This window comes from Ruegeria sp. F11, from assembly GCF_056533855.1.
Genome location: NZ_JBQFOW010000002.1, coordinates 334,721 through 348,456, shown reverse-complemented (window position 1 = coordinate 348,456; position 13,736 = coordinate 334,721). Strand labels below are relative to the sequence as shown.

At 62.2% G+C, this 13,736-nt stretch carries 10 protein-coding genes; 7 read left to right on the top strand and 3 right to left on the bottom strand.

The features are described from left to right. Positions 1-112 precede the first annotated feature (112 nt). From pdxR to ACR0NJ_RS04230, 6 genes are all read left to right on the top strand, one after another. Positions 113-1,573, top strand: coding sequence for a MocR-like pyridoxine biosynthesis transcription factor PdxR (pdxR, locus tag ACR0NJ_RS04255; protein WP_480815890.1), 1,461 nt, complete (start codon positions 113-115; stop codon positions 1,571-1,573). A 126-nt stretch (positions 1,574-1,699) separates the two neighbouring features. After that, positions 1,700-3,475 (top strand): sulfoacetaldehyde acetyltransferase, encoded by a 1,776-nt coding sequence (gene xsc / locus ACR0NJ_RS04250; protein ID WP_480815889.1) that lies wholly within the window; start codon positions 1,700-1,702, stop codon positions 3,473-3,475. Between the two features lie 4 nt (positions 3,476-3,479). Beyond that, a complete protein-coding gene (gene pta / locus ACR0NJ_RS04245) occupies positions 3,480-4,487 on the top strand; it encodes a phosphate acetyltransferase (protein WP_480815888.1) in 1,008 nt (335 codons plus the stop codon). A gap of 87 nt (positions 4,488-4,574) precedes the next feature. Further along, positions 4,575-7,388 (top strand): molybdopterin oxidoreductase family protein, encoded by a 2,814-nt coding sequence (locus ACR0NJ_RS04240; protein ID WP_480815887.1) that lies wholly within the window; start codon positions 4,575-4,577, stop codon positions 7,386-7,388. A gap of 91 nt (positions 7,389-7,479) precedes the next feature. Then, a complete protein-coding gene (locus ACR0NJ_RS04235) occupies positions 7,480-8,229 on the top strand; it encodes a 4Fe-4S dicluster domain-containing protein (protein ID WP_480815886.1) in 750 nt (249 codons plus the stop codon). Then, positions 8,229-9,116: a dimethyl sulfoxide reductase anchor subunit family protein gene (locus tag ACR0NJ_RS04230; RefSeq protein WP_480815885.1), complete on the top strand. Its 888-nt coding sequence runs from the start codon at positions 8,229-8,231 to the stop codon at positions 9,114-9,116. The genes ACR0NJ_RS04235 and ACR0NJ_RS04230 overlap by 1 nt, the downstream gene beginning before the upstream one ends. Before the next feature lie 96 nt (positions 9,117-9,212). On the opposite strand, the gene dapA is transcribed toward ACR0NJ_RS04230, so the two are convergent. Continuing rightward, the gene (gene dapA, locus ACR0NJ_RS04225; protein WP_480815939.1) at positions 9,213-10,085 is read right to left on the bottom strand and encodes a 4-hydroxy-tetrahydrodipicolinate synthase; all 873 of its coding nucleotides are present in this window, start codon (positions 10,083-10,085) and stop codon (positions 9,213-9,215) included. A 133-nt stretch (positions 10,086-10,218) separates the two neighbouring features. Here dapA and ACR0NJ_RS04220 point away from each other — a divergent pair, with 133 nt between their 5' ends. Next, positions 10,219-12,192 (top strand): lytic transglycosylase domain-containing protein, encoded by a 1,974-nt coding sequence (locus tag ACR0NJ_RS04220; RefSeq protein WP_480815884.1) that lies wholly within the window; start codon positions 10,219-10,221, stop codon positions 12,190-12,192. Here ACR0NJ_RS04220 and ACR0NJ_RS04215 read toward each other — a convergent pair. Then, a complete protein-coding gene (locus ACR0NJ_RS04215; RefSeq protein WP_480815883.1) occupies positions 12,166-13,035 on the bottom strand; it encodes a DMT family transporter in 870 nt (289 codons plus the stop codon). The genes ACR0NJ_RS04220 and ACR0NJ_RS04215 overlap by 27 nt on opposite strands. Further along, entirely contained in the window at positions 13,032-13,697 is a 666-nt protein-coding gene (gene mnmC2, locus ACR0NJ_RS04210) for a tRNA (5-methylaminomethyl-2-thiouridine)(34)-methyltransferase MnmC2 (RefSeq protein WP_480815882.1), read from the bottom strand. The genes ACR0NJ_RS04215 and mnmC2 overlap by 4 nt, the downstream gene beginning before the upstream one ends. Positions 13,698-13,736: the final 39 nt, after the last annotated feature.

The window sequence follows — 13,736 nt, the reverse complement described above, 5'->3', positions numbered from 1 at the left end:
TCTGGTTATTTAGTTTAATGGTTCAAAGGCGTCAACCTGAATTCTTCGCCAGATGGAAAAATTACGTTAAGTCCAGATTGCCCAATGCATAAGTCCAACTTATAAGAAAGCTATGGGAATATCGGTCGATACCTTCTTTCTTGAGCTCAACGGACAAGGCACGCTGCAGGCGCAGATCCAGCAGATGATTGCCGAGGGCATCCTGTCGGGGCGCTTCCACGTGGGGGAAAAGCTGCCGTCGTCACGCAAACTCGCCGCGCATCTGGGCGTCAGCCGGATCACCGTCACGCTGGCTTATACCGAATTGCTGGCAAACGACTACCTGACCGCAAAGGGCCGATCGGGCTATTACGTTTCGCAAAACGCGCCGGTGCCACCCAAATACACCCCCGTCCAACGCGGGGATGAGACCGTGGACTGGGACAAAGCGCTGGCCCGCACCTATTCGGGCGGGGATGTTCTGCCGAAACCCACCGATTGGCGCAGCTATCGCTACCCGTTCATCTACGGTCAGGCGGATCGCACCCTGTTTGACCACGCCAACTGGCGGCTCTGCGCGGTGCGGGCGCTGGGGCACAAGGATTTCGACTCGCTGACGGCGGACTATGTGGATCAGGACGACCCGCTGCTGGTCGAATTCATCGCCCGCCACACCCTGCCCCGCCGGGGCATCGCCGCACGACCCGAAGAGATTCTGATCACGATGGGCGCACAGAATGCGCTGTGGCTGGCCTCGCGCATTCTTTTGAACAATGGGCGCAAGGCGGCGATTGAAGACCCGTGTTACTACGCGCTGCGCGATCTGCTGAACCATTGGGACTGCACGGTTGCGCCGTTGAAGGTGGATCGGGACGGGTTGCCACCGGATGCAATCCCGGACGATGTCGACGTCATTTTCACCACCCCCAGCCATCAAAGCCCGACAACCGCGACCATGCCGGTGGATCGGCGCACAGCGCTGCTTGACCGGGCCCGCGATCTGGATGCGATGATCGTGGAAGACGATTATGAGTTCGAGATGGCCTTTCTCGGCGCGCCCTCACCCGCGCTGAAATCCATGGATCGCGACGGACGGGTGATCTATGTGGGCAGTTTCTCAAAATCCCTGTTTCCGGGCCTTAGGCTTGGCTACATGGTCGGGTCCGAGCGGTTCATTCGCGAGGCGCGCGCCCTGCGATCGCTGGTCCTGCGCCACCCGCCCGGTCATATTCAGCGCACGGCGGCCTATTTCCTGTCGCTTGGCCATTACGACGCGCAGATCAGGCGCATGTCCAACGCGCTGGCGGACCGGCGCCGGGCGCTAGACGCCGCCATTGATCAGCACGGCCTGACGGTTGCCGGGCGCGGCATTCTGGGCGGTTCGTCCATCTGGATGGCCGCACCCGACAGCACTGACACAAGGCAGCTTGCGCGAGCCCTGCAAAGCCAGAGCGTTCACATCGAACCCGGAGAGCCGTTCTTTTCCGGCCCCGACAGGCCAAGCAACTTCTATCGGCTGGGCTATTCCTCGATTGCCACGGACCGGATCGAGCCCGGAATCAAGCTGATCGCCAAGGCCATTCGGGCGGGGTAAAACCTCCTCTGGATATAATCCGCCCCGCGTTCTGGCCCTAACGCCGCTCCGCCCCATGGGTCACAACCATATGCAACGGCGGGGCGGGGTGCCCGGCCTTTCCACATATGCGCGGAGAACACTCAGATGAAAATGACCACTGAAGAGGCTTTTGTTAAGGTTCTGCAAATGCACGGGATCGAGCATGCCTTCGGCATCATCGGTTCGGCCTTCATGCCCATTTCCGACATTTTCCCCAAGGCCGGTATCACCTTCTGGGACTGCGCGCACGAAGGTTCGGGCGGGATGATGGCGGATGGCTATACCCGCGCCACCGGCAAAATCTCGATGATGATCGCGCAAAACGGGCCCGGTATCTCGAACTTCGTGACCGCTGTGAAAACCGCTTACTGGAACCACACACCGCTGCTGCTGGTGACGCCCCAGGCCGCGAACAAGACCGTGGGTCAGGGCGGGTTCCAGGAAATCGAGCAGATGAACATGTTCGCCGACTGCGTCTGCTATCAGGAAGAGGTCCGCGATCCGTCGCGCATGGCCGAGGTTCTCAGCCGCGTGATCCAGAACGCAAAACGTTACAGCGCGCCAGCACAAATCAACGTGCCGCGCGATTACTTCACGCAGGTTGTCGACATTGAACTGCCCCGCATCGTCGATTTCGAACTGCCCTCGGGTGGCGAGGCCGCGCTGGATCAGGCCGCCGAACTGCTGTCGAACGCCCGCTTCCCGGTGATCCTCAACGGCGCGGGCGTGGTGCTGGCGGGCGCGATCCCATCCACCGTTGCGCTGGCCGAACGTCTGGATGCCCCGGTCTGCTGCGGTTACCAGCACAATGACGCCTTCCCCGGCTCGCACCCGCTACATGCTGGCCCCTTGGGCTATAACGGCTCGAAAGCCGGGATGCAGTTGATCTCGAAAGCCGACGTCGTTCTGGCGCTGGGCACCCGGCTGAACCCGTTCTCGACCCTGCCGGGCTATAGCATCGACTACTGGCCAACTGACGCGAAGATCATTCAGGTTGACGTAAAACCCGAGCGGATCGGCCTGACCAAGCCCGTCACCGTGGGCATCGTTGGTGACGCCAAAAAGGTCGCCGATACACTGCTTGCGAAACTCTCCGGTACCGCTGGTGACGAAGGCCGTCAGGCGCGCAAGGATCTGATCGCCACCACCAAATCGGCCTGGGCACAGGAACTGTCCTCGATGGATCACGAGCAGGACGATCCCGGCACCACATGGAACGAGCGCGCGCGCTCGGCCAAACCGGACTGGATGAGCCCCCGCATGGCGTGGCGCGCGATTCAGTCGGCCCTGCCGAAAGAGGCGATCATCTCGTCCGATATCGGCAACAACTGCGCCATCGGCAACGCCTATCCGTCCTTTGAAGAAGGCCGCAAGTATCTGGCGCCCGGCCTGTTCGGCCCCTGTGGCTATGGCCTGCCGTCGGTGATCGGTGCCAAGATCGGCTGCCCGGATACGCCTGTGGTTGGTTTCTCGGGCGACGGTGCTTTCGGAATCGCCGTGACCGAACTGACCGCGATTGGCCGCGAGGAATGGCCCGCGATCACCCAGATCGTCTTCCGCAACTACCAGTGGGGCGCGGAAAAGCGGAACTCGACCCTGTGGTATGACGACAATTTTGTCGGCACCGAGCTGGACACTCAGGTCTCTTACGCCGGCATCGCAAAAGCCTGTGGCCTGAAAGGTGTGGTCGCCCGCACGATGGACGAACTGACCGCCGCGCTGAATCAGGCGATCGAGGATCAGAAGAACGGCATCACCACCCTGATCGAAGCGATGATCAATCAGGAACTGGGCGAGCCCTTCCGCCGCGACGCCATGAAGAAACCGGTCGAGGTTGCCGGGATCAGCGCGGCGGACATGACCCCGCAGGCCGGGGCGTAACGGCTTGAAACCCCTGCGCGCAATACTCGGGGTTGCGACCAGCTCTGACAAGATCATCGCCCTGTCCGAGGGCGATGATCCGCGCGTTGTAGAGGGGGCAGTGAAAGCCATCAAAGAAGGCGTCGCACGCATTATTCTTGTGGGCGACATGGCCAGTGTCTCGGCCCTGTTGGAGGCGCATGACGGCTACGACCGGGACCGGATCGAGATTCACGACCCTCAGACCTCGACCCACGCTCCGGCCTTGGCACAGGTCTTGTATGAGTTGCGCCGCCACAAAGGCATGACGCCCGAGGACGCGCGCGAACAGGTGTCCAACCGCCTGGTCTATGCGGCATTGCTGGTGCAGCAGGGCCTGGCCGACGGCACGGTCGGCGGCGCGGTCGAGACCACTTCGGACACCGTGCGCGCGGCCCTGCAGATCATCGGCACCGCGCCCGATGCTGCCATGGTGTCCAGCTTCTTTCTGATGTTGTTCTGTCAGGATCATCACGAGGTCAAAGGCGCGCGCATCTTTGCCGATTGCGGCCTGATCGTGGACCCGGACGCGCAGGAAATGGCGGAAATCGCCCGGGCCTCGGCCGCGTCCTACACCGCCCTTACCGGTGGTACAGCGCGGGTGGCGATGCTGTCCTTTTCCACATCAGGCAGCGCGGACCACCCCAAAGTATCCAAGGTGGTCGAGGCCACGCAGATCGCGCGCGCCGCCGACCCGACCCTTCTGATCGACGGAGAGCTGCAGTTCGACGCCGCCTTCGTCCCCGAGGTCGCGGCCACAAAAGCAACCGATTCCCCGCTGAAGGGCGAGGCGAATGTCTTTGTCTTCCCCAGCCTGAACGCGGGCAATCTTGGCTACAAGATCGCGCAGCGGATCGGCGGGGTCGAAGCCATCGGTCCGGTGCTGCAGGGGCTGGCCAAGCCAGCGAACGATCTGTCGCGCGGTTGCTCCTCCGAGGATATCCTGCACATCATCGCAGTAACGGCGGTGCAGGCTCAGCAAGCGGGTCGATAAGAAAAAGCCGGACAAACCAAGCTCGCAAAATTGTTCTGATCCGGGCGAGATGCTGTAATGATCAGACCGACAGCCAAAGAGACGTATATGAACCAGCCAGTTATCGACACATCGCCAAAGGTCTCGGACGAGGTCCGCAAGACCACCTGCTACATGTGCGCCTGTCGGTGCGGCATCAATGTTCACATGAAAGACGGCAAGGTTGCGTACATCGAGGGCAACCGGGACCACCCGGTGAACAAGGGTGTTCTGTGCGCCAAGGGCAGTGCGGGCATCATGCAGGTCAACGCGCCCTCGCGCCTGCGCAAGCCTCTGCGGCGCGTCGGTCCGCGTGGGTCCGGAGAATTCCGCGAGATCGAATGGGACGAAGCGATCAGCACCGCCGTCGGCTGGCTGAACGAGCTGCACGAAACCGCCCCCCAGAAACTGGCCTTCTTCACCGGTCGCGATCAGAGCCAGAGCTTTACCTCGTTCTGGGCGCAGAATTTCGGCACCCCGAACTATGCAGCCCATGGCGGGTTCTGCTCGGTCAATATGGCGGCGGGTGGAATCTACACGATGGGTGGCGCGTTCTGGGAATTCGGCCAGCCTGATTGGGAGCATACCAAGCTGTTCATGCTGTTCGGCGTGGCCGAGGATCACGACAGCAACCCGATCAAGATGGGCATCGGCAAGATCAAGGCGCGCGGCGCGCGGGTGATCGGGGTAAACCCGATCCGTTCCGGCTATAACGCTGTGGCCGACGATTGGGTTGGCATCACGCCCGGCACCGACGGGCTGTTCATCCTGTCGCTGATCCATGTGCTAATGAAAGCCGGCAAGATCGACCTCGACTACCTTGCCCGCTACACCAACGCGCCGGTTTTGGTGAACGCCGCAGAAGGCCCCGAGAAAGGCCTGTTCCTGCGCGACACCGATGGCAAACCACTGGTGATCGACCGCATGACGGGCGAGCCAACCGCCTTCGACAAATCCGGCGTGCGCCCGGACCTGTCAGCCACCTACGACAAAGACGGCGTCACCCATCGCCCGGTCTTCCACCAGATGGCCGAGAAGTACCTCTCGGAGGATTACGCCCCCGAAAACGTGGCCGCGCGCTGCGGTGTCCCGGCAAAGAAAATCCGTGCCATCGCCGCCGAAATCGCCCGGGTCGCCTTTGACGAGGCCATCGAGCTGGATCACGAATGGACCGACTTCCGAGGCGAAAAGCACTCCAAAATGACAGGCCGCCCGGTCAGCTTCCACGCCATGCGCGGCATCTCGGCACATGCCAATGGCTTTCAGACCTGCCGCGCGCTGCATGTGCTGCAAATCCTGCTGGGCACGGTCGAGGTTCCCGGCGGCTTCCGCTTCAAGCCGCCCTACCCCAAACCGGTCGAGGCCCACCCCACCCCGCACGGAGACCGCCGCCCGGGCCGCCCGCTGGAAGGCCCCCACCTTGGCTTCCCACGTGGCCCCGAGGACCTGCTGCTGGACGAGAACGGCAACGCCCAACGCATCGACAAGGCGTTCACCTGGGAAAACCCGATGTCGGCCCACGGTCTGATGCATATGGTGATCTCGAACGCCGCCGCCGGTGATCCCTACAAGATCGATACGCTGTTCATGTACATGGCGAATATGTCGTGGAACTCCTCCATGAACACCAAGGGCGTGATGGAGATGCTGTCGGCCCGCAACGAAGACGGCAAATACGTCATTCCAAAGATCATCTATTCCGACGCCTATTCCTCGGAAATGGTCGCCTATGCCGACCTGATCCTGCCCGACACCACCTATCTGGAGCGCCACGACTGTATCTCACTGCTGGATCGCCCGATCTGCGAGGCTGACGCCGCCGCCGACGCCATCCGCTGGCCCGTCGTCGAACCCGACCGCGACGTGCGAGGGTTCCAATCCGTGCTGATCCAACTCGCCAACCGCATGAGCTTGCCCGGTTTCACCAACGACGACGGCACGCCAAAGTGGAAGGACTACGCCGACTACATCGTCAACCACCAGCGCAAGCCCGGCATCGGCCCGCTCGCCGGATTCCGTGGCGAAAACGGCGACAAGGAAGGGCGCGGAGAGGTCAATCCCGACCAACTCAACCGCTACGTCGAAAACGGCGGCTTCTACGTCGCCCATATTCCCGAAGGCGCGGATTACTACAAACCTTGGAACGCGGCCTATCAGGATTGGGCCGTTGGAATGGGCCTCTATGACAGCCCCCAACCCTACCTGTTCCAGCTATATTCCGAGCCGATGCGCAAATTTCAACTGGCCGCAGAAGGGCATGGCGACCGCCAGCCGCCCGACCACCTGCGCCAGCGCCTCAAAGACACGATGGACCCGCTGCCCATCTGGTACGAGACCGACCAGCAGGGGAACGACGGCTTCACGGTCAACGCCCTGACCCAGCGCCCGATGGCGATGTATCACAGTTGGGGCACCCAGAACGCATGGCTGCGCCAGCTACATGGGCGCAACCCGCTCTACGTGCCGACCAAACTCATGCGACAGCACAACCTGCAGGACGGCGGCTGGGCCAAAGTCACCTCTCCGCACGGAGAAATCACAGTGCCGGTCATGGAAATGGCCGCGCTGAATGAAAACACAGTCTGGACCTGGAACGCCATCGGCAAACGCAAAGGCGCTTGGGCTTTGCAGGAAGACGCCCCCGAGGCCACCAAGGGCTTCCTGCTCAACCACCTGATCCACGAGCTTCTGCCCCCAAAAGGCGACGGCATGCGCTGGGCCAACTCGGACCCCGTGACCGGGCAAGCCGCATGGTTCGACCTGAAAGTGAAGATCGAAAAGGCCCCCCCTCCGGCAGATGCCGAAAGCCAGCCCGAATTCGCCCCCATCAAATCCCCGGTAGGCACCGGCCCAAGGGACCTTGCATGGAAAGTCGGTAAATGACCCGATCCGCACTTCATCTGTCCAAAAATATCCCGGGGTCTGGGGCAGAGCCCCAGTCCGCCCTGACCACCCGCACAGATAGAAGGCAGCCATGACCCAGATTCCCCAATCCACTGACCGCAAAATGGGTCTGGTCATCGACCTGGACACCTGCGTCGGCTGCCACGCCTGCGTGATCTCCTGCAAAGGCTGGAACACCGAGAATTACGGCGTGCCGCTCAGCGATCAGGATGCCTACGGGGCCAACCCCTCGGGCACCTTCCTCAACCGGGTGCACTCCTACGAGGTGCAGCCAGAAAATGGCCACGCGCAACTGATCCATTTCCCGAAATCCTGCCTCCATTGCGAGGACGCGCCTTGCGTCACGGTCTGCCCCACCGGGGCCAGCTACAAAAGGGTCGAGGACGGCATCGTGCTGGTCAATGAAAGCGACTGCATAGGCTGTGGCCTCTGCGCCTGGTCCTGCCCCTATGGCGCGCGCGAGATGGATATGGCCGAGGGCGTGATGAAGAAATGCACCCTCTGCGTTGACCGGATTTACAACGAAAACCTACCGGAGGAAGACCGTGTGCCCTCATGCGTGCGCACCTGCCCCGCTGGTGCCCGGCATTTTGGCGATCTGGGCGACCCCGACAGCGATGTCAGCAAACTGGTGGTCGAGCGCGAAGGCATGGACCTGATGCCCGAAATGGGCACCAAACCGGTCAACAAATACCTGCCGCCCCGGCCCAAGGATCAGGTTGAGGATCAGATCGACATTCTGGCCCCCCTGCTGGCCCCGGTTGCCGAGGACCCCAAGGGCTTTCTCGGCTGGCTCGACAAAACTCTGGAGAAGCTCTGATGCACCCGTCCCCTTCTGTCATCATCTTCACAACCTTCTCCGGTCTGGGGTTCGGGCTGCTGTTTTTTCTGGGCCTCGGTCAACCTGCGGTGACCGGCTTTGTCGCGTTCGTCTTCTACGCCATCGCCTATGCGCTAGCAGTGGGAGGGCTTTTGGCATCGACCTTCCATCTGGGGCATCCCGAACGCGCCTGGAAAGCCTTTAGCCAGTGGAAATCAAGCTGGCTCAGCCGCGAAGGGGTCTGCGCCGTTGCGGCGCTTGTCTTTATGGGGCTGTACGCGCTGGGAGCGGTGTTTCTAGGCAGCCATTGGGCGCTGTTGGGGTGCATCGGGGCACTGCTTAGCCTTGCAACGGTGTTTACAACCTCGATGATCTACACCCAGCTCAAGACCATTCCCCGCTGGAACATGAGCCTGACGCCAGCAATGTTCCTGTCGTTCAGCCTTGCAGGCGGAGCTTTGCTGGCCGGGGCAGAGGCGCTGGCCCCTTGGCTGTTGGTCCTCGCCGGGGCCGTTCAGCTTGCATACTGGGCCAAGGGCGACGGCGCACTGGCACGCTCTGGCACCACGTTGGGCACCGCCACCGGGTTGGGGGGCCGGGGCACTGTCCGTGCCTTTGAGCCGCCACATACGGGCACCAACTACCTGCTGCGCGAATTCGTGCACGTGGTCGGTCGCAAACATGCGCAGAAGTTGCGGGTAATGTCTTTTGGTCTGGCTTTTGCCCTGCCCTTGCTGCTGATCCTGCTCCCGGTCGCAGGAGTTGCGATCAAGCATGTCTTTGCTCTGCTCGCCGTGTTGTCGCATCTGACCGGCGTCGTGATCTCACGCTGGTTGTTCTTTGCGCAGGCGGAACATGTGGTGGGGCTCTATTACGGCAAACGATGAGGGAGGGGGCCAGCCCCCTCCTTGGCCTTTCAGGCCAATTCCTCCCCCGGGATATTTTCGGCCAGATGAAGAGCGGATCCGGTTTGGGGCCGCGGTTTACAGCAGGCCCGCATGCGCCATGGCGGCGTCGATGGTGGATTTGGTGCCGTCCTCAAGCTCTGTCAGGGGCGAGCGGACTTCAGCACTGCAGCGGCCCAGTTTGCTGAGCGCGTATTTCGCGCCGACGAGACCGGGTTCGATGAAGATCGCCTCGTGCAGGGGCATCAGGCGGTCCTGATAGGCCAGCGCTTTGGCATAATCGCCCTCCAGCGTGGCCTGCTGGAATTCGGCGCAAAGTTTGGGTGCGACATTGGCCGTGACCGAGATGCAGCCGACCCCGCCATGGGCATTGAAGCCCAGCGCAGTGGCGTCCTCGCCGGAGAGTTGGCAGAACTCGGGCCCGCAGGCAGCACGCTGCTGGCTGACGCGCGCCAGATCGCCGGTTGCGTCCTTGACGCCGATGATGCGCGGCAGTTTCGACAGCTCTCCCATCGTCTCGGGCGTCATGTCGATGACCGAACGACCGGGGATGTTGTAGATGACGATCGGGATATCGGCGCAGTCGTGCAGGGTACGGTAATGGGCCAGCAGACCTTTCTGCGTCGGCTTGTTGTAGTAGGGCGTCACCACCAGCGCCGCATCTGCGCCGACTTTCTTCGCAAACTGGACAAAGCGAACCGCCTCGACCGTGTTGTTCGAGCCCGCACCGGCGATGACCGGAACCCGGCCCGCAGCGGCCTTCACAACTTCTGCCACAACGGTTTCGTGCTCTTCATGGCTCAGCGTCGGGCTTTCGCCGGTCGTGCCCACTGGCACCAAACCGGTCGAGCCTTCCTCTACGTGCCATTCTACCAGGTGTTTGAGCGTATCCAGGTCCAACTCGCCGTTTCTGAACGGGGTGACGAGGGCTGGCATCGAGCCTTTGAACATGACACGCTCCTTAAGGTGCAGTTTGTGGTTTTCACGCCCCGGTCCGCCTCGTTTGAAGGTTTGTGAGTTGATCCCGGCAGCGCACGCATTATCCTGCATGGCTGTATCCTCGGTTGGTTGGGAAATGCAAGGGATGACACGCGTTCTGGCTGCTGTGATGGCGGTGATTCTGACTTTGGCGCTGCCGCCGCAGCGGGCATCTGCCGATGCGGCGGGCGATTTGCGGGCCGGGCTGGCCGAAATGCGCAAGGGCGACTGGAACGAGGCGTTGCGGGTGTCGGGCGCACGCGGTTCGGTTTCGCGCGATATCATCGTCTGGCATTGGCTGCGCGAAGGGTTCGGCAGTTCCGGCGATGTGCTGGTGTTTCTGGACCGTCGCCCGGACTGGCCTGGGCTGGCCTGGCTGCGCCGGAAAAGCGAGCCGTCCTTTAGCGGTTCTGATGCGGACCGGGCATTGACCTTCTACGCCGATCAGCCACCGCAAACGGCGGAAGGTGCCCTGAACTACGCGATTGCCCTGATGGCGAAGGGCCGGCATGGCGAGGCCGAAGCCGATATCGTGACCGCCTGGCGCACCATGCCGATGGGGTCGGGGCTGCAGAAGGACTACATCGAAAACTTTTCAAAAGTGTTGAAACCGCACCACGCGGCGCGGCTGGACCGGATGCTGTGGGACGGCCATCTGGTCAGCGCCGGTCGCATGTTGCCCCTGGTCAGTGCCGACCAACGCAAACTGGCCGAGGCGCGGATTGCCCTGCAAAAGCGCGAACCGGGGGTGGACGGGAAGATCTCTGCGGTGCCGAAAGCGCTGGCGAATGCGCCGGGGCTGGCCTTTGACCGTTTTGTCTGGCGGGACAAGAAGGAACTGGATGACAGCGCTATTGATCTGATGCTGGCCCGGTCCACCGACCCCGATGCGCTGGGGGAACCGGACAAATGGGCCGAAGGGCGGCGCAGGCTGGCGCGGCTGGCGATGCGGCAGGGCGATGCGAACAGGGCCTATGATATCGCTGCGAACCATCACATGACACCGGAAATGGGCTATGGTTATGCGGATCTGGAGTGGCTGGCAGGCTTTCTTGCCCTGCGAAAGCTGGATGATCCGGCCACCGCGATCCGGCATTTCCAGAATTTCTCGACCGCCGTGCAGTCGCCTATTTCCAAGGGGCGCGGCGGCTATTGGCTGGGCCGGGCCTATGCCGCGCATGGCGATGCGGACAAGGCATATGAGGCCTATGCGATGGGCGCGGATTACCAGACCTCATTCTATGGCCTGCTGGCGGCGGAACAGATCGGACGGCCCTTTGACAGCGAACTCGCCAGCCCGCGCCGCGCACCGCATTGGAAAGAGGCCGAGTTTGCCGATTCCAGCGTGCTGGAGGCCGGGTTGCTGTTGCTGAAAGCGGGCGAGGACAATCTGGCCGAGCGGTTTTTGACCCATCTGGTCGAAAGCCTCGACCCGGTGCAGGCGACGCAACTGGGTGATCTGGTGATCGAGTTGAAAGAGCCGCATCTGGCGGTGATGATTGCCAAACGCGCGGCCACGACCGGAACCGTGCTGCCTGCCGCCTATTACCCAGTGCATCCGGTTGCCGATATGGGCCTGCCGATGGCCAAGGAGATGACGCTTGCCATCGCGCGGCGTGAAAGCGAATTCGATCCTGTCGTGATCAGTGGTGCAGGCGCGCGCGGGTTGATGCAGGTGATGCCAGCCACCGCCAAGCTGGTGGCGCAGGAACTGGGCATCCTCAGCGGGCATAAGACCGTGCGGCTGACCTCGGACTGGAAGTATAATGCCAAGTTAGGGGCCAACTACCTGTCGGGGCTAGCTGCAGACTTCAACGGCAATATCGTGATGATGGCTGCCGGGTATAATGCGGGGCCCAGACGCCCGATCTCGTGGATGCAGCGCTATGGCGATCCGCGCGCCGGTCAGGTGGATATGGTGGACTGGATTGAGACCATCCCGTTCAAGGAAACCCGCAATTACGTGATGCGCGTGGCCGAAAGCCTGCCGGTGTACCGCGCCCGTCTGGGCCAGCCTGCACTGCCGGTCCCGTTCTCGCAGGAACTGACGGGCTCAACGCTGGCGGCGTTCGCGCCATAGGGTAAAAAGGCCCGCACCCACCACCAGTGCTGCGCCTGCGACGACCTCGGGGCGCAGGGTTTCTCCGAAAACTGAGATGCCGAGGATCGCGCTCCAGATCAGATGGAAATAGGCAAAGGGCTGCACGGCGCTGGCCTCGGCCATTTCGTAGCATTTGATCAGCAGCCAGTGGCCCAGCACCCCGGACACGCACAACAGTCCCATCCAAAGCCAGTCGGCACGGGCCATCGGTTCCCAGAACCAAATGCCGACCAGTGTCATCGCCACCGCCCCGGCAACGCCGGTCCAGAAGAAACTGGTCAGAGACGTATCGCGGCGGGCGGCATAGCGGGTTAACAGGCCGTAGATGGCGAACAGCAGCGCCGAGATCAGCGGGATGATCGCCCACGGGTTGAAGACCCCGGCCCCCGGCTGCAGGATGATCAGAACCCCCACGCAACCGACCCCAATCGCTGACCAGCGCCGCCAACCCACTTGTTCTCCAAGGACCGGACCGCTGAGGGCCGCAACCAGCAGCGGGTAGCAGATGAACACGGCCTGACTTTCGATCAGGCCCAGAATGGTAAAGGCGTAGACCGCGACGCAGACCTCGGTGGCCAGAATGACGCCTCGGGAAATCTGCAGGCCAAGTTGGCTGGTTTGGGCCGTTGCCTTTAGCCCTCCGGGTGCGCGGGCGGCCAAGGCGATGACGAAGGCCGCGAAGAACCAATAGCGGACCATCACAACCATGTAAGTGTTATACGCCCCCGCCAGATGGCGCGAGATGCCGTCTTGCAGCGCGAATACAACGGTCGCGCCGATCATAAGCGCGATACCCGCGCTGATATTGTTTGTCTGGGTCACGTCTTCACCGCGCGGGTCATGTGGCGCTTGCGGCCATAGCCAGGGGTGCGGGTGACGGTGAACCCCGCGTTCTGCAGCCCGCGCCGCACAAAGCCTGCGGCGGTATAGGTGGCGGCAGTGCCGTTTGGCGCGGTGTGATCCGCGACCTGTTGCATCAGGTCCGCGCCCCAAAGTTCGGGGTTTTTGGCGGGTGAGAACCCGTCCAGAAACCATGCATCGGCAACGCCATCCCATGTGGGCAGGGTCTTACGGGCATCGCCGTGAATGACCCTCAGCGACAGCGTGTCCAGATCGCAGTTTTGCCCCGTCCACTGCGCAAGGAATCGATCTGTCCAAAGTTTCAACTCCGGAAACGCCGCCAGCGCACGCGCCATGTCCTCGGCCCCCATCGGGAAGGCTTCGAAACTGGTGAACTGCAACGGCCCGGTCTGGCCAGAGCTCTCCCACTCGGACCAGACGGTCAGCATGTTCAGCCCGGTGCCAAAGCCCAGTTCAGCGATGTGAAATCCCGGCGCAAAGCGCGCGGGCAGGTCATTGCCTACCAGAAACACATGACGCGTCTCTTCCAGCCCGTTCTGCAACGAGTAATAGGGATCGTCGAACCGGTCCGAGACCGGAATCCGATCCTCGGTCCAGGTCAGTTTGGCGCGCTGGTCTGCCATCGGGGAATCCTGTAGCTAAGCGGCGCGACACTGAACAAG